This is a genomic window from Actinomadura sp. NBRC 104412 (assembly GCF_030269515.1).
Lineage (GTDB): Bacteria > Actinomycetota > Actinomycetes > Streptosporangiales > Streptosporangiaceae > Spirillospora.
Map to the genome: position 1 here is coordinate 75,739 of NZ_BSTM01000002.1, position 17,371 is coordinate 93,109.

Below are 17,371 nucleotides of genomic sequence, written 5' to 3' on the forward strand. Positions count from 1 at the left end.
CGGGTTCACAGGGTCCAGGACGTGGGGGTCCCGGGCGAGTAGACGCAGGTCGTGCCCGTGGAGACGGCGGACCGCAGGTGCCCGGCCAGGGCGGGGTGGGCCCGGTCGAGCTTGCGGAGGGTGTCGCGGATCCGGGCGGTGACGGTCTTGCGGGCGCGTTCGGCCTCGTCGCCCAGGCGGCGGGTGCGCCCGGCCAGCCCGGCCGCGGCGCGCAGCCCTTCCAGCAGGGCGGCGCGTTCGCGGTCGTACGCGGCGGCGCGGTCGTCGTCGCCCAGCGCGACCGCACCGGCGATCTCCTCGTCGAGCACGCGGAGCCGCCGCTCGTAGCGGGCCTTGGCCTCGTCGTCGAGCACGGCGTCGCCGCCCATCCGCCTCGCCGCCGTCACCGCCCCGCCGCCCTCGGGGGACAGCAGCGCCACGGCGGGGATCGGCGTCCCGGGACTGCCCAGCAGCCGGTGCAGGTCGCGCAGCCCCTTGGTGTCGGGCATGTGGACGGTGCGCCCGCCGAACGTCAGCGTCCACACCGTGCCGGCACGGCGGAAGACGCCGCCGTGCCGGGCGTCCACGGACGCGGCCGCCGGCGCCGGGCCGTCCGGCGCGGCCGGCTCCCGGCGGGCGCGGTCGAGCAGATGGCGCATCCCCAGGCGGGACGCCTCGTCGGCGACCTCGGCCAGCAGTGCCGTGGCGGCGTCGGCGTCACCGGCGCCGCCACGGGCCGCCAGCGTCCCGGCGAGGCGCAGGCGCGCCTCGGCCGACCAGGGGCGCGCCAGCAGCCGGTCGGCCGACCGGTACGCCTCGGTCAGCCTGGCCTCCGCGTCGTCCCAGCGTCCCTCGGCGGCGTCGAGCAGGCCGAGCCAGAGGCTCATGGGCCCGCTGACCTCGCAGCCCCACAGGCACACCCCCCACAGGTCGCGGTGGGGGAGGAGGGCGGCGCGGGCGCGTTCGCACAGCTCCGGGTCGCCGGACGCGGCGGCGGTCTGGGCCAGGAAGCGCAGCCACAGCGCCTCGACCTCGCGCGGGAACGAGATGCCCGCGTCGTCGACCTCGGCCAGGTACCGCCGGGCCGCCGCGATGTCGCCGCGCTGCACGGCGGCGACGCCCTCCAGCAGGTCGGCGTACGGGTGCCCGGTCTCGCGCAGCGGTGACCGCAGCGCGTCGACCTCCTCGAACCGGCCGCGCAGCAGGGCCAGCGCCCAGCTCAGGTGCAGGGCCATGAAGCCGAATCCCTGGCCGGGCACGCACTCCCCGTCCCGCGTCACGGTCGCGATGAGGGACTCGGCCTCCGCGAAGCGCCCCTGCATCGTGCAGATGATGGCCGTGTCGACCTGGGAGGCCACGCCCCACACCGTCGTGTCGTCGTCGCGGGTCAGGTCCATGAACTCGCGGTAGCGGTCGAGATAGCGCGGGTCGCCCTGCTCCAGCAGCGCGACCCAGCCGAACGAGGTCGCGTACGCGGCGGACCCGCGGTCGCCCGTGCGCAGCGCGAGATCGGCCAGCTCCCTGGTCAGCTCCTCGCGTTCGGGCGCGGTGCCCAGGCCGAGCAGGGTGTCGTGCCGCGCCCACAGCCCGAAGGCCAGCGCGTCCTCGTCGCCGCCCTCGCGCGCCAGCCCGGCCAGCGCGGCGGCCAGCTCCTGCGCCATCGTCAGGAGCGTGGACGGCCCGGCCACGGCCGCGCGGTCGCCGATCAGGCGGCGGTGCGCCTCCTCCAGCAGCCGGGCCCGCCGCCCGGCGCGCGCCTTCGCGTGGTCGTGGCGGTGGAGGGACAGCGCCACCCGGGCCAGCAGCTCGTCGTCGTCCAGGGAGAGCGCCAGATCGGCGGCGAGGTCGAAGGCGTCCCAGGCGGGCTGCGGGTCGGGGTCGTGGTGCAGCGCCTGGCCGAGCGCGACGGCCAGCAGGGCGCGCTCGCGCGGCCGGTCGGGCGGGACCAGCTCCAGGGCGTGGCGGAGATGGGAGGCCGCCTCGTCCAGTGACAGCCGGGACGAGGCGTGCGCGGCGGCGGCCCGCAGCAGCCGCACCGCGTGCAGCGGGTCGATGCCGTCGCCGGCGAGGCGGGCGTGCCGGGCCGCCTCGGCGGGCAGGACGTGGTCGGCCAGGGAGGGGGAGCGGTCGAGCGCCCGGACCACCTCGGCGTGCGCCTCGCGCGCCTCCTTCTCGCCGAGCGAGCCGTACAGCGTCTCCCTGACCAGGTCGTGGGCGAAGGCGAACCGTTCCTCGCCCAGCGAGATGACCAGCCGGGCGGCCACCGCCTGGTCGAGCAGCCGGTCGACATGCGGAACGGGCATGTCCGCGGTCGCCGCCAGCACCCCGCGGTGGAACTCGCGTCCCAGCACGGCCGCGGCGGTCAGCAGCCGCACCACGGGGGGAGCCAGCAGGGAGAGTCGGTGCCGGACCGCGTCGCGCACGCCCGGCGCGATCGCGGTGACGCTGCCGCCGCCGTGCCAGAGCCGGGCCGTCTGCTCCACGAAGAACGGGTTGCCGCCGGTGCGCCGGTGCACCTCCGCGACCAGATCGGGATCGGGCTCGCGCCCCACGGTGCGGTGGATCAGCCGGCCGACCTCGTCGCGCTCCAGGCCGGTCAGCGTCACCGTCGTCGCCTTGGCGGCCAGCGCCGTCAGCGCCGGCCGCAGCGGGTGGCCGCCTCCCACCCCGTCGCCCTCCGGCCGGCCGCCCTCGACCTCGACGTCGCGGTACGTCCCGACCAGCAGCAGCCGCTCGAACCAGGTGTGCCGGGCGGCGAACTCCAGCAGCCGCACCGAGGCCGCGTCCGCCCAGTGCAGGTCGTCGAGCACCACGACCACCGGGCGCCGCTGGGACGCGGCCACCAGCGCCGTGGTCACCGCGTCGTACAGCCGGAAGCCGTCGGCGCCCTCTCCGCGCTCCTCGCCCAGCAGCGCCGCGACCTCCGAGCCCGCCACCTCCAGCAGCTCCGCCCATTCCGCCGGGCCCGCCGAACGGCGCAGCGCCCGCATCACCTGCGTCCACGGCCACAGGCCCGGGGCGGCGGCCGAGTCCCAGCAGGAGCCGCCCAGCACCATGACGCCGTGCTCACGCGCGCGCCGCGCGGCACTGGTCACCAGGGCCGTCTTGCCGATCCCGGCCTCGCCGGCGACCAGCACGAGACCGCCGTGGCTGGTGGCCGTCCGGTCGATCTCGGCGTCCAGCACCGCGGCGGGATGGTCCCGCCCGATCAGCGCTGCTGACATCGGCTGCCGTCCCCTCCGAATCCGCGGCCCGCCCCAAGCCCCCAGGGCGTACGCCGACGGGTACGACGCTAGCGCGTGCCACCGACATGCCGTACCCCGCCGGTTCGCTCAGCCGAGCAGCTTCTCGGGGACGACCTTGGCGACCTCCTCGCGCAGCCGCGGAAGCGTCGGGGCGAACCTGTCCCCGCAGCAGTCGGTGTCGTTGAACTTCCGGTGCGGGACGATCGCCTTGCGCGGGTTGAGGTCGTACTGGACGCACAGCCACGCGCACATCCGCACCAGGGACTGCACCAGCGGGCGGGGCGGCAGGAGCGCGTTGTAGGTGCCCTCGCATTCGATGCCGACCGTGTAGTCGTTGGCGCCCCGGACGTGCGTGCCCACGACCATGTCCCCGGCGCGGGCGGCCGCGTAGCTGCCGTGCCGCCCTTCGAGGATGTGGCCGCCACGGCTGATGGTGAAGTGCTGGCCGGTGTCGCCCCAGCCCCGCCGGTCCATGTGGAACTTCTGGATCCCCTGCGCGAGCCGTTGCGCACGGGCGAGCGAGTAGTCCTCCACGTTCCTGGTGGAGGTGTGGTGGACGACGATGTACCGGGGAGGGCCGGACCGCACCTTCATCTTGCGCTGCGGCGCCCGCGCGCCCCATTCCGCGGTCCCCAGGATCCATGAGTTCGCGGTCCTGGTGGCCTCGCCGGCGGTCTTCTCCGGCCCGCCGGCCGGCAGGAGGTCCAGTGCGCCGGCCACGACGAACCCCGTGCCCGCAACCAGGACGGCCCCGCCCGTCAGGACCGAGCGCCGCGACAGCTCGACATCGCCCGGACCGGAACCGCGGTGCCTGCCGCCGCGCCCCCGCCCGTTCCCGTCGCGATCCCGCCCCTCCAGGTCGCTGGGGAAAGTCGTCGTCATCGTGTAGCGCCGGGGTCCGCGCCCCGGACGACTCAGCCAAGTGCCCACCCGGAGGCGGGATGGGCCAGGTCGTGAGCGTGCATGCGTCTCCTCGTCGCCGGCCATCAGGAGGCGGCCGGCTATCAGGACGGTAGAAGACGGGGCGCCCGATCGCCAAGCGGCCCAGGTGAGGGCGCATGCGCCCGGCACGCACCCCGGTCACGCAACGGATATGGGCCTTGTCATACCGATATGACGGTATACGATGTCCCGTATCCCGACGACGGTATACCGATCGCAGGAGGTCTCGTTGTATCACGAGCTCACCGTCTGGTCGCGGGGGATCATCATGGACAAGGAGGCGCGCGACGTCTCCTCGTGCGTCGCGGCGACGGCGCGGTCCCTGGGCTATCACGCGGAGAACGTCAGCGACTACGTCGACGACCCCGACAGGACCAACTGCCTCGTCCGCCGCTACGCGCGCCTGGGGGACGAGCCGATCCAGGACCGCTTCGTCTACGAGAACCCGCACCCCGACTGGGTGGTGCTCGTCGAGGAGACCATCATCAAGGCGGTCGACTTCCTCCGCGGCACCCGCCCCGGCACGGGCGTGCTCGTGGTCAACTCCGCGCGCGACCCCGAGTACCTGATGAGGTTCCTGCCGGACCACATGGTGGGCAAGCTCGCCAAGCTCGTGGTCGTGGACGCCGTCCGCCTCGCCGAACAGCGCGCCAGAAGCCCGTGGATGTTCGTGCGCGACCTGTCGGAGCTGGCCTTCGACCGGATGTCCACCGAGGGGGCGGTGGAACGGCTGGCGATCGGCATGGGCATCGCCGCCCCGCTGATCGGCGCGCTGGTGTCCGAGACCGGCGTGCTCCCCGTCGACGCGGTGGCCGGCCACGTCGCCGACCGCGACGCCATGCTGCGCGGCGCCGAGGACCACCGCGTGCTCGTGCCCGGCACCGCCCCACGATCCGCCGCCGTCTGAGGAGGGCTCCCATGTCCGTGCGAGGCACCCGCGTCCCGCCGCACCTGCAACTGCCCATCGCCGGCGTGACCCCGCCGCCCACCGAGAAGGAGGGGCAGACGCTCTTCCCGACCGGCAACTTCCGGTTCTACCGGCCGGTCTACAAGGACAAGCTGCCGCCGTGCAACAACGCGTGCCCGACCGGCGAGCAGATCCAGAAGTACCTCGACTACGTCAAGCACGACCGGTTCCTCGACGGGTACGTGACGATCCTGGAGGACAACCCGATGCCGTCGGTGACCGGCCGGGTCTGCTACCACCCCTGCGAGACCGCCTGCAACCGCGGCTTCCACGACGAGCCCATCGGGATCCGCGGCGTGGAGCGGTTCCTGGGCGACTTCGGCCTGCGGCTTCCCGAGAACCCGATCGCGTCCACGCTGCCGCCGCTGTCGGGCAAGAAGGTCGCCATCGTCGGATCCGGCCCCGCCGGCCTGGCCTGCGCCTACCACCTGCGGCGGCTCGGCCACGCCAGCGTGGTCTACGAGGCGCTGCCCAGGCCCGGCGGCATGCTGCGGGCCGGCATCCCGCACTGGCACCTGCCCGAGGACGTCCTGGACGCGGAGATCGCCAAGATCGAGGGGCTGGGCGGCGTCGAGATCCGCTGCGGCGTCCGGGTCGGCGACGAGGTCTGTGTCGACGACCTGGTGGACGAGTACGACGCGGTGTTCCTCGGCCTCGGCCAGGACGTCGGGCGCAGGCTCACCGGCGTCGAGGGCGCCGACCTGCGCGGCGTCATCGGCGCGATGGAGTTCCTGCGCGAGGCCGGGCTGAACCGTCCCGTCAAGGTCGGCCGCGAGGTGCTGGTGGTCGGCGGCGGCAACACCGCCTCCGACGCGGCGCGCTCCGCCGTCCGCCTCGGCGGCGGCAACGCCACCATCGTCTCCCTGGAGTCCGAGGACGAACTGCTCATCGTCGACGAGGACCTGGAACACGCCCGCGAGGAGCGGGTGCGGTTCGCCACCAACACCGCCGTCGCCCGTGTCCTCGGCGACGAGGACGGCGCCGTCACCGGCGCGGTGCTGTGCGACGCGCGGCTCACCAAGGACGAATCCGGGCGGGTCGTGCCCGAGCTGATCCCCGGCACCGAGCGCGAGGTCGCCTGCGACACCATCCTGGTCGCGATCGGGCAGGTGCAGCGGCTCGACTGGCTGGCCCCCGAGATGGTCGAGAACGGCCTGGTCAAGTGCGACGAGTACGGCCGGGTCGGCGGCGCCGGCACCGTCTTCGTCGGCGGCGACGTGGCGCGCGGCCCGTCCATGGTCGTGGACGCGCTCGGCGACGGGAAGCGGGCAGCCCGCAACATCGACGTCCTGCTGCGCGAGGCCGAACGCGAGGAGCCCGAGCCGGTCGAGGTCATGCCGTACGAGAGGCTCAACACGGCGTACTTCCCCAAGGCGCCCCGCGTGCAGGCGCCGGTCACGCCTCCCGAAGAGCGCCGCAGGGGACAGAAGGTCGAGGTCACCCTGGCCTACAGCCGCGAGCAGGCGGTGGCCGAGTCCGACCGGTGCATGAGCTGCGGCGTGTGCAACGGCTGCGACAACTGCTACCTGGTCTGCCCGGACGTCAGCGTGATGCGCGACGCCCGCGAGAACGGCCGGTACGCGATCCGGCTGCCGTACTGCAAAGGCTGCCTGGTCTGCGTCCAGGAATGCCCCACCGGCTGCCTGGAGAAGGCGGCCGAACTCGACTTCGACGAACCGGACGCGGTGATCCGCATGGACACCGCGTTCGCCACCCACGACGGGGCGCACGCCGAGCAGTCCCCGCCGATCGCCGCCCTCATCGAGGAGCAGACCGCCGCCTACGACGCCGCCCGGAAGGTGTGAAGCGATGACCACGGTTGACGCGGGACCCGGCGCCCCCGCCGAAAGCGCGCCGCCGACCGTCCACACGCGGGGAACGGGCGCGCCCTGGCTGGGCCGCGCCGAGCGCACCCCCGAAGGTGAGGCGTTCCTGCGCGAGGTCACCGGCACCAAGGTGCGGCTGAACGGCTGCGCCGCCGCGGCCTACGGCGCCCTGTACGCCAACGTCGACGTCATCACCGCGTACCCGATCCGTCCGTACACCGCGATCATGATGAACCTGGCGCAGTTCATCGCCGACGGCGTGCTGGACGCCGAGTACCTGCACGCCGACGGCGAGCACGCCCAGCTCTCGGCCGCGTTCGGCGCCGGCTCGTGCGGCGCCCGCGCCTACACCGGCTCGTCCGGCGTCGGCGTGACCTACGGGTACGAGATGTACTCGATCACCTCGGGGGCGCGGATCCCGATCCAGATGGCGATCGCCGACCGCACCCTCGACCCGCCCGGCGACTTCGGCTCCGAGCACACCGACGCCCTGTGCACCCGCGACATGGGCTGGCTGCTGGGCTGGGCCGCGACCCCGCAGGAGGTCTTCGACAAGACGCTCATCGGCTACGCGATCGGCGAGGACCCGCGGGTGCTGCTGCCCCAGATGATCGCCCAGGACGGCTACTTCGTCTCGCACATCGCCGGCGAGGTGGAGATGCCCTCCCCCGAGCAGGTCGACCGCTACCTGCCGCCCTACAACCTGCCGTTCCCCCTCAACCCCCGCCACCCCGTCTCGCACGGCGCCCAGATCCACCCCGCCCAGGGCCCGCCGCTGCAACTGGAACGGGCCCGCGCGATGGAGCAGGCCATCCCCATCATCCGGCAGCGCACCGACGAGTTCGCCGAGGTGTTCGGCCGCCGCTACGCGCACTTCGTCGAGGAGTACATGCTGGAGGACGCCGAGATCGCGTTCGTCATCTCCGGCGGGCACTCGGTGACGCTGCGCGCGGCGATCCAGCGCATGCGCGCCCGCGGCGTCAAGGCGGGCATGGCCCGGCTGATGTGGGTGCGCCCGTTCCCCACCGAGGACCTGCAGAAGGCGCTGCGCGGCGTCAAGGCCGTCGGCGTCGTGGAGACCAACCTGGGGCTCGGCGGCGCCAGCTACGGCGGCATCCTCTCGCTGGACGTGACCACCGCGATGTACCACACGCCCCACGGCCGGCCGCTCGTCACCTCCTTCATGGCCGGGCTGGGCGGCGAGACCGTGCCCATCGCCGAGTTCGACTGGATGGCGGACAAGCTCGCCGAGGCCGTCGGACGCGGCGCCGTGGAGAAGGCCACCCACTGGGTCGGCTTCGAAGACTGACCCTCCCGCCAAGACCCTCAGAGGACTGAGCCATATGCACGAGGTCATCAGGCAGCACCTGCCGCTGTTCGAGGAGCAGGGACGAGCCGCGGCGGTCCCCGACGAGGAAGGGCGGGACCTGCACTACCTGCCCGACATGCCCGGAGAGGACCCGTACCAGGCCGGGCACCGCACCTGCGCCGGCTGCGGCCCCGCGATCGAGTACCGCTGGACGCTGAAGGCCGCCGGTGAGGACACCGTCCTGGCCGGGCCCACCGGATGCATGTACGTCGCCAACTCCACCTATCTCTGCACGCCCTACACCGTGCCGTGGGCGCACACCCCGATCGCCAGCGGCGGCTCGTTCACCTCCGGCATGGCGGCGGCCTACGAGGCGCTGATCCGCAAGGGACGCTACGACGGCCCCTATCCGAACATCATCGTGATGGCCGGGGACGGGTCGGCCTCCGACATCGGGCTCGGCTCGATCTCCGGCGCGCTGTACCGCAACCACGACGCGCTGTTCGTCATGTACGACAACGAGTGCTACGCCAACACCGGCATCCAGGTCTCGCCGACCACCCCGTACGCGGGGATGACCACGTTCACCCCGTTCGGGAAGAAGATCCCCGAGGGCAAGAAGCTGCCGCCCAAGAACATGGCCAGGATGATGGCCGAAGGGCACCCGCACTGCTATGTCGCCACCACCACGGTCGGTTACCCGGTCGACCTGATGAACAAGACCCGCAAGGGCCTCAACAACCAGGGCGCGGCGTTCCTGCACTGCTTCACGCCGTGCCAGAAGGGCTGGGTCTACCAGACCTCGATGACCGTCGAGATCGGCCGCCGTGTGGTGGAGGCGGGCCTGTTCCCGGTGTGGGAGTACGACCCGGAGAACCGGGAGTACCACTACTTCCACCCGCCGGTGCAGCGTCCCGTCACCGACTACCTGGCGATGCAGGGCCGGTTCGGGCACATGCTGCCCGACCACGTGGCCACCATGCAGCGCGCCGCCAACCAGAACTGGCGTGACATCGGGATGGACGTCCCGGACGAGCTCATCGAGCTGGAGGACCCCGAGCGCCACGCCCGCCTCAAGGACGAGGAGTATGCGATGCCGCTGAACCGCGGCGTCGGCGCCTGACCCAGGCCCCCGGGTCGGCCCCGGTCCCCTTCGGACGCGGGCCGGGGCCGACCCGGGAACCCGCGGGACGGCCGGACGAGCCGAGGAGAACGGCGATGTTCCAGTTGCGCTTCGACGGCGGGCGCCAGCAGCGCTACCTGCCCGACCGCGGGTCGGTGCTGCGGTACGTGCTGCGTATCGGCCCGCGCGCCGCCGACACCCGGTTCGAGGTGTGGGCCGAGGGAGCGCCCGTCCGGCTGGCCGACGGCTCGCCGGGCGGGCGCACGTTCGAGCTGGCCGAGGTCATCGACGTCGGCGTCCCCGGAACCTACGAACGCCTCCGTACCGCTCTCGAGTCGACCGCTCTCGAGACGACCGGTCCCGACGCATCCGACGCCGGCGCGTCCGGCCCCGCCGGGACCGGCCCCGACGCGACCGACACCGCGGGGAGGTGCTGACATGCCGCGCGACGGCGACGACGAACCGCCCGGCAGGCCGCCGCTGCGGCTGCTGCCGCTGTCGGTCGGGCCGTCCAGGTCCCGCGACCAGGAGGCGCTGCGCGCGGCCGTCCTGCAGCTCATCGGGCACCTGGTGGTGGAGGCGGTGCCGGCCGAGCGCCGCCACCCGCTGTTCGACCAGGCCCGCGGCCTGCTCGAGGAGGCGGGCTGGGGACTGGACGAGCTGGTCCCCGCCGTCACCGAGGACGGCCCGGCACGGCGCGCGCTGTTCGAGACGCTGGGGCTGGTCTGAAGGCCGCGCCCACCTGACCGGCCCGCCGTCTCCCCCTCATCCACCCCGTCCGCCCGGCCCGCGGAGCCGCCGCCCGCGCGTCCGTCCCCATGGGACGCGCGCACGCGGCGCACGCCGGAGGTCTCCCATGAGCCGCGACAGGAAGAGCGACCGCGCCTTCCCCTACGAGCTGCGGCTGCCGCTCGCCCCGTACCGCTTCGAGTGGCGCGGCGAGGCGGCGGTCGCCGCCGAGAAGAACCTAACCGCGCTCTACACCGAGGAGCGCTACACCCACCGGGACGGGACCGTCGTCATCATCCGCGAGTACGGCGCCGACGGCTCCTTCCACATCATGTCCGACCGGGCCGAGATCGAGCTGATCGACAACGCCCGGGACCCGTACGCGCCGGAGCCGACGAGCATCGTCCGGCTCCCCTGACCCGTGAGAGGAGGACGCGCACGACGGTACTCGGGGGCAGTCGGGGGGAAAGAACCAAGGAGGTTCAGGTGGACGCTGAGAAATCCAGTCCCGAGACACAGGTCTCTTCCTCGGCCCCGCCGCTCGATCCGGCCACGGGAGCCGGTCCCGTCCAGGAGGAGAAGCCGCCGTGGCGGGCCGGCGGCCTGGAGCCGATGCCGATCAGGAAGCTGCCCAAGGCGCCGCCCTCGGTGCACCTGCTCGGCCCGACGGTCTTCCTGCTCGCCCTCGGGGTGGGCATCGGGGAGTCCTACCAGTGGCCGCGCCTCGTCCTGGTGTTCGGCCCTGAGATCCGCTGGCTGTTCCTGGTAGGGGTGACGCTGCAGGCGTTCGTCCTGCTGGAGATGGCCAGGTACGCGATGGCGACCGGCGAGAGCATCTTCTTCGGCGCGGCCCGGGTGTTCAAGCCGTTGATGTGGCTGTTCTTCGTCACCGCGCTTCTGGTCTACATCTGGCCGGGGCACGTGTCGGCGGGCGCGGGCGCGTTCGAGGAGATCACGGGCGTGCCGTGGAACGTCACGGCCACGATCGGCCTGCTGCTGGTCGGCGTCGTCATCAGCATGGCCAAGGTCATCTACAGCCTGCTGGAGAAGGTGCTCGGCATCCTCATCGGGCTGCTGGTCCTGGGCACCTCGGTGGTCGCGGCCATCGTCGGAAGCTGGGATGATTTGTCGGGCTCGGTCACCGGCATGTTCCATTTCGGGTATTTCCCGGACTCGATGATGACGGCCGCGTGGTTCCCGACGGTGGTCGGCGCCTGCGCTTTCGCCGGCCCTTCTGGAATGCAGCAGATGTGGTATACGCTCCATTTGCGCGACAGTGGCGCGGGTATGGGCTCGCACATTCCGCGGGTGCGGGGGCTCACGCACGCCACCGAGGAGGAGACGGTGCCCTCACGAGGGTACATGTTCGACACCGACGACCCGGCGGAAATGCAGAAATGGAAGGGCTGGCGAAGGTGGATCACCTTCGACGCGCTGCTGCTCTTCTGGGGCGTCACCATGCTGGTGACGATCGCGTTCACCGTCATCGCCTCGGCGGCCGCGCGCGACAACCGGCAGGTCAGCCAGCTACTGCTACAGGCGGACGACGACCAGAGCGCCGCGCTGCAGGCCATTTCCGACACGCTGGCCAACTCCGCCGCCCCGGTCATCGGAACGCTGTTCCTGGGGTTCATCGCCCTGATCGGCCTGAACGCCACCTTCGGGCTTTTCGACGCCTTCTCCCGCGGCCAGGCCGACATGACGTATTTCTTCATCCCCGGCATGCGCAGATTCCGGATGTCGCACATCTACGCGGCGTTCCTCTGGGCGGTGATCGTCTTCGGGATCATCATCCTCAACTTCGGACCCGCCGACGGTCCCTCCGCCATTCTCGACACGCTGGCGTTCCTGTCGACGTTCGCGATGGGCGCGTACTGCGTGGTGCTGCTGCTGGTGAACAACCGGATGCTGCCCGCGGGCATCCGCCCCGGGATCGTGAGCAACGTGGCGATCGGGATCGGCGCGGTGTTCTATCTGGGCATGCTGATCTTCAGCATCGTCCAGTACGGCGTGGTCGTCGGGTGAGCGGCCATGCCGCCGCCGAGTGACCAGCGGGCACGCGCCGGGCGTCGCGGGGCCGAGATCGCGCTGCCCGGCTTCCTCATCGGCCTGGCGGGCGGGGTGCTCATCGGGCTGCTGGCGGTGCTGGGCGATCTGCCGGCCGCCCACGCGGCGGTCGTGGTGCTCGTCCTGGGGCTTCCGCTGGCGGTGGCCGGTGCCTGCTATGACCTCCTGCTGCTGCGCGGCCGGATGGGCATCGGCACCTTCGCCCCCGCGGTGGCCTTCTGGCTGCCGCTGTTCCCGCTGGCGCGGCTGCTGGACGAGGCGCTCTCGGACGTGCTCGCCGGGCGGCCGGTCGCGCTGCCCGATGCCGTCCTGCCGTTCCTGCTCTTCCAGGCGATCATCAGCGTGAGCTACGCGATCGGCTTCGTCCTGCTGCACGAGCAGGTGGCGCCGCGCTGGTGGCTGCGCGTGCGGGACCGCAACCCGGACGCGGCGCTGCTGATCGAGCGCTACAAGCGGCACGCCGCCCTCCAGATCGAGTCGGAACGCCGGCGCGGGAGGAGCCGCCTATGAACTGACGGGGGTGGCGTGGGATCAGGGGTCGCCGGACTCCGTGGCGGCCGTGTAGGCGCGCTTGGTGTGCTCGGTGTGCCGCCGGGACACCGCGGCGGCGCGGTCGGCGTCACCGGCCTCGATCGCGTCGATGATCTCGGCGTGCTCGTTCCACGACTCCAGGCCGCGCGCCTGCGCCACCTGGCGGTGGTACCAGCGGACCCGGCGGTCGACGAGCCCGATCAGCTCGGCGAGCACCAGGTTGCCCGAGATGGCGCGCACCTGCGCGTGGAACCGCCCGTTGGCGGCGACGATGCGCTCGGGGTCCTCGGCCTCGAGCGCATCGACGCCGTCCTGCCAGATGGCGCGCAGGGAGGCGACCTGCTCGGGGGTGGCCGCGGTGGCCGCCAGCCGCGCCGCCTCGCTCTCCAGCAGCGCGCGGACGTCGAGGAGCTGGGTCACCTCGGCATCGGTCGGGGTGTGCACGAAGGCGCCCTGGCCGGGCCGCAGGTCGACCCAGCCCTCCGCCTGCAGCCGGTGGAACGCCTCGCGGATCGGCTGGCGGCTGACCCCCAGCCTGCGCGCCAGCTCGGCCTCGACCATGCGCTGGCCGGGCCGCAGCACGCCGTTCACGATCAGCTCCACCAGGGCGTCGTAGACGGTCTGCCGCAGGGGCACCGGCCTCTCGATCGGACGGATGACTTCGGTCATGATGGTTTTCAGTATACGGGCGACGGTATGCGAAACGCGGAAGAGAGAGTCATGTCACAGCTCCCCGCTCCTGGTCGTGGCCGCCATCGCACCCCCGGTGACCAGGCGTGCGTGATGGAACTCGTCTCCGTGCTCAACGGTGAGCCGTGGAGCGACCATCCGCGCTGCGTCGATCCCGTGCTCGCCGCGGTGGCCCGCACGGTCAACGACGTGGTCGCCGCCCCGGCGAGAGAACGGCTGGTCGCCCTGGCCCCCGACATGATCGGCACGGCGCGCGCCGGCGGGCCGGCGGCCGCGCGGCTGGTCGCCCGCTGCGCCGAGCAGGCGCTCAAGCGCCCCCCGCACGACCCGAGCCTGCGGTACGAGCTCGAATGGGACCTGCGCCACGCGCGCCGCAGGCTCGGGCCCTCCCGCGACCGGGACACGAAGAGCGGGAAGAGCGATGCGAGCGCCGGCCACGGCGGCCCGGCGCCGCCGCGCCCCCGCCGCTGGAGGGACCTGCTGGAGCGGCGCAAGGAGCGGCGGCGCGTCGACCAGGCGGCGGCCCAGGTCACCTTCGCGGTACGGGCCGCGGCGGCGCACAGCACCGACGAGGAGCTGCTCGGCCTGCTGAGGGACTGCATCGCCGACCTGCGTCCCGCCGCCCGGTGACCCGGATCAGGCCCGGTGACCCGGATCAGCGACACCCGGTGAGCGGGGGGAGGCGGACAGGGCGGCCAGTGTCACGACGATGCCGGCGAGAACCGGCGCTGACTTCCGCATGGTATCCGCTTTACCAGCCGCCGCCCGGCGCGCCGAGACCGCGGGAGGACCTTGATCAGATCGTCATGTTCCGGGCACCGGCCCGGCCGCTCCGGTCCCGCATCTCCGGTCGGTTGTCCGCTGGGCGGACAACACGGGTAAGGTGCAGGGGAACCCCACGTGAGGAGTGGAACCCATGCCGCGGGAAGGCGCCGGACCCGACTTCATCGAGGCGCTGGCCCGTGGGCTGAAGGTCATCACCGCCTTCCAGCCGCACCGGCCGTCGATGACGCTGACCCAGGTCGCCACCGAGACCGGCCTGGCCAGGCCGACCGCGCGGCGGATCCTGCTCACGCTGGAGGAGCTCGGATACGTGCGCTCCTCCTCCGGCGGGTTCGAGCTGACCCCCCGCGTGCTGGAGCTCGGCGTGGCCTACGTGTCCTCGAAGGGCCTGTGGGACGTCGCCCGCCCGCACATGGAACGGCTGGTCGCCAAGACCAACGAGTCCTGCTCCATCGCCCAGCTCGACGGGTCCGACATCGTGTACGTGGCCCGGGTCGCCGTGCCCAAGATCGTGGCGCTGCGGGTGCAGATCGGGACCCGCTTCCCCGCGCTCCAGACCTCGCTGGGCAAGGTGCAGCTCGCCGCGCTGCCGCCGGACGAGGTGGACCGGATCCTGGCCGAGCCGAGCCGTTCCGGCCTGGAGCCGCACGTCACGCCGACCAAGGAGGAACGCGACGCCGAGCTGCGGGAGGTGCGGGCGCGCGGCTGGGCGCTCACCGACCAGCAGCTGGCGCGCGGCATCCGCTCGGTCGCCGCGCCGCTGCGGGACGGGTCCGGCCAGGTCATCGCGGGTATCAACGTCAACACCCACGCGGCGGAGACCCCCACGGAGAAGCTGGTGGAGGAGTACCTGCCGCTGCTGCTGCACACCGCCGGCGAGATCAGCGCCGACTTCGCGCGCCTGGAGACCGTCCCGCAGGTCACGGCGTCCTGACCGGCCCCCCACGGGGCTCAGGGAGGCTCAGGGCGGCTCAGGGGCGCAGGACGATCCGGCCCTCGGTGTCGCCCTTGCGCTGCCGCTCCCACGCCTCCGCGGCCTCCTCCAGCGGGACGGTCTCGTGCGCCACCGACAGCGTTCCCGCCGCGGCGCGCTCGGCGATCTGGGCTATGGCCATGGCGCGCTGCTCGCGGGACAGCTCGTTGTTGGTGTAGCCGAGGATCCGCAACGACTTGCTCCGCAGCGTCCCCGAGTCGATCGGGGACGTCTCGCCCGCCGAGCCGCCGAGGTTCACCAGCCTCCCGTACGGGCGCAGCGCCCTGGCCGCCGCCGCGGCGGGGACGCCGAACAGCGGGTCCAGGACCAGGTCGACCGGGCCGTCCGCCGCGTCGGTGAACCGGGCCGCCAGCTCGGCGACGTCGTCGGTGTCGAGCGGGACGACGGCGTCGGCACCCGCCCGCTCCGCGCGTTCCCGCCCCGTCGCCGAGCGCGCGGCCGCGACCACGCGCCGCGCCCCCAGCGTCCGGGCGAGCTGGACGGCGGCCTGCCCGACGCCGCCGCCCGCGCCGAGCACCACCACCCGTTCCCCGGCGGCGAACTCGCCGCGCCAGGTCAGCGCCATGTACGCGGCGACCGCCGACAGCCCGAGCGCGGCGACGGCGACGGGGTCGGCCCCTTCGGGCAGCTCGACCAGGTCCTCTTCGGGCACCGCGACGACCTCGGCCATGCTGCCGTCACCCGCTGCCATCCCAGCGCTGGTCGGGAACCAGACGAGCCGCCCGCCGCGCGTCCCGACGCCCTGGACGCCCGGCACGTACGGGGTCGCCGGACGGCCGAAGTACGACTGCCCGGTCGCGCACAGCAGGTCGAGCGGTGTGATGGGCGCGGCGAGCACCTCGACCAGCGCCGCGCCCGTGCCCGGCACGGGCGCTTCGCGGTCGGCGGCCACCCGTGGCGGCAGCCCGCATGCGTGGATCTCGGCGGCCCGCATGGCTCAGGTGGCGATGTCGGGGTAGGGCGGCTTCCGGTCGGACAGCCGCCGGGCGTACTCGAGCTGGAACCCCAGCGGCTCGTCGTAGTCCCGCTCGAACATGGCGATGAACAGCGTGAGCGTCAGGAACGGGTGCGCGCCCAGGTCGAACAGCGCGGGGTAGTCGTGGGAGGCGAGCGCGGCCCGCTCCTCCTCCTCGAAGGCCAGCCACGTGCTGCACTCGCCGCCATGGCAGTTGAGGATGCGGTTGGCGTACTCCGACTCCCACCATTCGACGGTGCCGCGCGGGTCCTCCCGGTACCGCTCGACCAGGTCGGGGTCGCGGTCGACGGTGTACAGGAACTTGTTCAGCAGGTACTTGCTCACCGTCCACCTCCGCTGGGGTACCAGGTGAAGTATGCCTCCATGGTGTGGAACAGGTCGTAGGTGTCGACGTAGTCCGCCTTCCGGCCGTCGCCCGCCACGCCCATCATCAGCATGAAGTCCATGAAGCCGTGGGTGGCGTTGCCCGGCGCGTGGAGGCTGTCGAGCGTCACCTCCGACAGGCAGCCCTCGATGTCCCCCGTGGAGATCCATTCCACGGCGCGGCGGTCGAACTCGGGGTCGGGGCCGTGCGGGCCGAACTGCCGGGGGCCGCCCAGCTCCAGCGACAGATGCCCGGTGCCGATGATCGCGACCCGCTTGTCGGACGGCCAGGACTCCACGAGCCGCCGGATCGTCCGGCCGAGCTGCACGAACCGCTCGGGCCGCGGCAGCGGCGGGGCGAAGATGTTGGTGTAGACCGGCACGATCGGCAGGTCGTTCTGCGGGCGCAGCGTGATGATCGGGCACGTGATCGAGTGATCGATCCGCAGCTCGTTGGAGAAGGCGAGGTCGAACCCGGCGTCCAGGCCCTCGCGCAGGATGTAGGCCGACAGGTCCTCCTGGCCCTTGCAGACCAGGCGCGGCAGCCCGAACTCGCGTTCCTCGTTGTACCAGTTGGCGTCGTACATCGGCGCCTTGCCGATCAGGAACTGCGGCATGTTGTCCAGCCAGAGCTGGTGGAAGTGGTCGGAGCCGACCATCACCAGCACGTCCGGGTTCGCCCTGGTCAGAGTCTCCCGGAACGCCTCGACCTTGCGGACCCACTCGTCGGCGAACGGCGGCCGGTCCTCCCCGGTCGAGGTGCTGGCGCGGTAGTAGAACGGATGGTGCGTTGAAGCGATCACCGCGACGACTTGGGCCATCGGGCTCCCTGCCTTTCGGGGTGGGC

Annotated in this window: 17 protein-coding genes; 11 read left to right on the forward strand and 6 right to left on the reverse strand. The window is 72.7% G+C overall.

Annotated elements, in window-relative coordinates:
* Window positions 1–5: 5 nt before the first annotated feature.
* Complete coding sequence (locus QSK21_RS02755) at window positions 6–3,203, reverse strand: ATP-binding protein (protein ID WP_285693452.1); 3,198 nt, start codon at window positions 3,201–3,203, stop codon at window positions 6–8.
* Window positions 3,204–3,311: 108 nt separating this feature from the next.
* A complete protein-coding gene (locus QSK21_RS02760) occupies window positions 3,312–4,106 on the reverse strand; it encodes a peptidoglycan recognition protein family protein (protein ID WP_285693453.1) in 795 nt (264 codons plus the stop codon).
* Between the two features lie 289 nt (window positions 4,107–4,395).
* Between QSK21_RS02760 and QSK21_RS02765 the strand changes: the two genes are divergently transcribed.
* The 9 genes from QSK21_RS02765 to QSK21_RS02805 all read left to right on the forward strand — a co-directional run bounded on the left by QSK21_RS02765 (window position 4,396) and on the right by QSK21_RS02805 (window position 12,697).
* Window positions 4,396–5,073: a 2-oxoacid:acceptor oxidoreductase family protein gene (locus QSK21_RS02765; RefSeq protein WP_285693454.1), complete on the forward strand. Its 678-nt coding sequence runs from the start codon at window positions 4,396–4,398 to the stop codon at window positions 5,071–5,073.
* A gap of 11 nt (window positions 5,074–5,084) precedes the next feature.
* On the forward strand, window positions 5,085–6,938 hold the full coding sequence (locus QSK21_RS02770) for an NAD(P)-binding protein (protein WP_285693456.1): 1,854 nt from the start codon (window positions 5,085–5,087) through the stop codon (window positions 6,936–6,938).
* A 4-nt stretch (window positions 6,939–6,942) separates the two neighbouring features.
* The gene (locus QSK21_RS02775) at window positions 6,943–8,268 is read left to right on the forward strand and encodes an oxalate oxidoreductase subunit alpha (RefSeq protein ID WP_285693458.1); all 1,326 of its coding nucleotides are present in this window, start codon (window positions 6,943–6,945) and stop codon (window positions 8,266–8,268) included.
* Between the two features lie 34 nt (window positions 8,269–8,302).
* A complete protein-coding gene (locus QSK21_RS02780) occupies window positions 8,303–9,391 on the forward strand; it encodes a thiamine pyrophosphate-dependent enzyme (RefSeq protein ID WP_285693460.1) in 1,089 nt (362 codons plus the stop codon).
* Between the two features lie 95 nt (window positions 9,392–9,486).
* Window positions 9,487–9,828, forward strand: a complete 342-nt coding sequence (locus QSK21_RS02785) for a hypothetical protein (RefSeq protein WP_285693462.1) — start codon at window positions 9,487–9,489, stop codon at window positions 9,826–9,828.
* Window position 9,829: 1 nt separating this feature from the next.
* Window positions 9,830–10,120 carry a hypothetical protein gene (locus QSK21_RS02790; protein WP_285693464.1) on the forward strand — a complete coding sequence of 97 codons (291 nt, stop codon included), beginning with the start codon at window positions 9,830–9,832 and terminating at the stop codon, window positions 10,118–10,120.
* A gap of 127 nt (window positions 10,121–10,247) precedes the next feature.
* Window positions 10,248–10,538: a hypothetical protein gene (locus QSK21_RS02795; RefSeq protein WP_285693465.1), complete on the forward strand. Its 291-nt coding sequence runs from the start codon at window positions 10,248–10,250 to the stop codon at window positions 10,536–10,538.
* A gap of 68 nt (window positions 10,539–10,606) precedes the next feature.
* Window positions 10,607–12,145 (forward strand): Nramp family divalent metal transporter, encoded by a 1,539-nt coding sequence (locus tag QSK21_RS02800; RefSeq protein WP_285693467.1) that lies wholly within the window; start codon window positions 10,607–10,609, stop codon window positions 12,143–12,145.
* A gap of 6 nt (window positions 12,146–12,151) precedes the next feature.
* Complete coding sequence (locus tag QSK21_RS02805; RefSeq protein WP_285693469.1) at window positions 12,152–12,697, forward strand: hypothetical protein; 546 nt, start codon at window positions 12,152–12,154, stop codon at window positions 12,695–12,697.
* Window positions 12,698–12,718: 21 nt separating this feature from the next.
* On the opposite strand, the gene QSK21_RS02810 is transcribed toward QSK21_RS02805, so the two are convergent.
* Window positions 12,719–13,387 carry a GntR family transcriptional regulator gene (locus tag QSK21_RS02810; RefSeq protein WP_285693471.1) on the reverse strand — a complete coding sequence of 223 codons (669 nt, stop codon included), beginning with the start codon at window positions 13,385–13,387 and terminating at the stop codon, window positions 12,719–12,721.
* A gap of 51 nt (window positions 13,388–13,438) precedes the next feature.
* On the opposite strand from QSK21_RS02810, the gene QSK21_RS02815 reads away from it, so the two are divergent.
* Both QSK21_RS02815 and QSK21_RS02820 read left to right on the forward strand, forming a co-directional pair.
* A complete protein-coding gene (locus tag QSK21_RS02815; RefSeq protein ID WP_285693473.1) occupies window positions 13,439–14,038 on the forward strand; it encodes a hypothetical protein in 600 nt (199 codons plus the stop codon).
* A gap of 286 nt (window positions 14,039–14,324) precedes the next feature.
* Window positions 14,325–15,125, forward strand: a complete 801-nt coding sequence (locus QSK21_RS02820; RefSeq protein ID WP_285693475.1) for an IclR family transcriptional regulator domain-containing protein — start codon at window positions 14,325–14,327, stop codon at window positions 15,123–15,125.
* Between the two features lie 37 nt (window positions 15,126–15,162).
* Here the strand turns inward: QSK21_RS02820 and QSK21_RS02825 are convergent, their stop codons facing one another.
* Genes QSK21_RS02825 through QSK21_RS02835 form a run of 3 tightly spaced genes read right to left on the reverse strand, consistent with a single transcriptional unit; the run spans window position 15,163 to window position 17,345 of the window.
* Window positions 15,163–16,119, reverse strand: a complete 957-nt coding sequence (locus tag QSK21_RS02825; RefSeq protein WP_285693478.1) for a quinone oxidoreductase family protein — start codon at window positions 16,117–16,119, stop codon at window positions 15,163–15,165.
* 3 nt (window positions 16,120–16,122) lie between these two features.
* Window positions 16,123–16,485 (reverse strand): hypothetical protein, encoded by a 363-nt coding sequence (locus QSK21_RS02830; RefSeq protein ID WP_285693480.1) that lies wholly within the window; start codon window positions 16,483–16,485, stop codon window positions 16,123–16,125.
* Window positions 16,482–17,345, reverse strand: a complete 864-nt coding sequence (locus tag QSK21_RS02835; protein ID WP_285693482.1) for a DODA-type extradiol aromatic ring-opening family dioxygenase — start codon at window positions 17,343–17,345, stop codon at window positions 16,482–16,484. Before QSK21_RS02835 ends, QSK21_RS02830 begins: the two co-directional genes overlap by 4 nt.
* Window positions 17,346–17,371: the final 26 nt, after the last annotated feature.

Coding starts and splice junctions, on each gene's coding strand:
- QSK21_RS02755 (WP_285693452.1), bottom strand. CDS start 3,203: ATGTCAGCAGCGCTGATCGGGCGGGACCATCCCGCCGCGGTGCTGGAC.
- QSK21_RS02760 (WP_285693453.1), bottom strand. CDS start 4,106: ATGACGACGACTTTCCCCAGCGACCTGGAGGGGCGGGATCGCGACGGG.
- QSK21_RS02770 (WP_285693456.1), top strand. CDS start 5,085: ATGTCCGTGCGAGGCACCCGCGTCCCGCCGCACCTGCAACTGCCCATC.
- QSK21_RS02775 (WP_285693458.1), top strand. CDS start 6,943: ATGACCACGGTTGACGCGGGACCCGGCGCCCCCGCCGAAAGCGCGCCG.
- QSK21_RS02780 (WP_285693460.1), top strand. CDS start 8,303: ATGCACGAGGTCATCAGGCAGCACCTGCCGCTGTTCGAGGAGCAGGGA.
- QSK21_RS02785 (WP_285693462.1), top strand. CDS start 9,487: ATGTTCCAGTTGCGCTTCGACGGCGGGCGCCAGCAGCGCTACCTGCCC.
- QSK21_RS02790 (WP_285693464.1), top strand. CDS start 9,830: ATGCCGCGCGACGGCGACGACGAACCGCCCGGCAGGCCGCCGCTGCGG.
- QSK21_RS02795 (WP_285693465.1), top strand. CDS start 10,248: ATGAGCCGCGACAGGAAGAGCGACCGCGCCTTCCCCTACGAGCTGCGG.
- QSK21_RS02805 (WP_285693469.1), top strand. CDS start 12,152: ATGCCGCCGCCGAGTGACCAGCGGGCACGCGCCGGGCGTCGCGGGGCC.
- QSK21_RS02810 (WP_285693471.1), bottom strand. CDS start 13,387: ATGACCGAAGTCATCCGTCCGATCGAGAGGCCGGTGCCCCTGCGGCAG.
- QSK21_RS02815 (WP_285693473.1), top strand. CDS start 13,439: ATGTCACAGCTCCCCGCTCCTGGTCGTGGCCGCCATCGCACCCCCGGT.
- QSK21_RS02820 (WP_285693475.1), top strand. CDS start 14,325: ATGCCGCGGGAAGGCGCCGGACCCGACTTCATCGAGGCGCTGGCCCGT.
- QSK21_RS02825 (WP_285693478.1), bottom strand. CDS start 16,119: ATGCGGGCCGCCGAGATCCACGCATGCGGGCTGCCGCCACGGGTGGCC.
- QSK21_RS02835 (WP_285693482.1), bottom strand. CDS start 17,345: ATGGCCCAAGTCGTCGCGGTGATCGCTTCAACGCACCATCCGTTCTAC.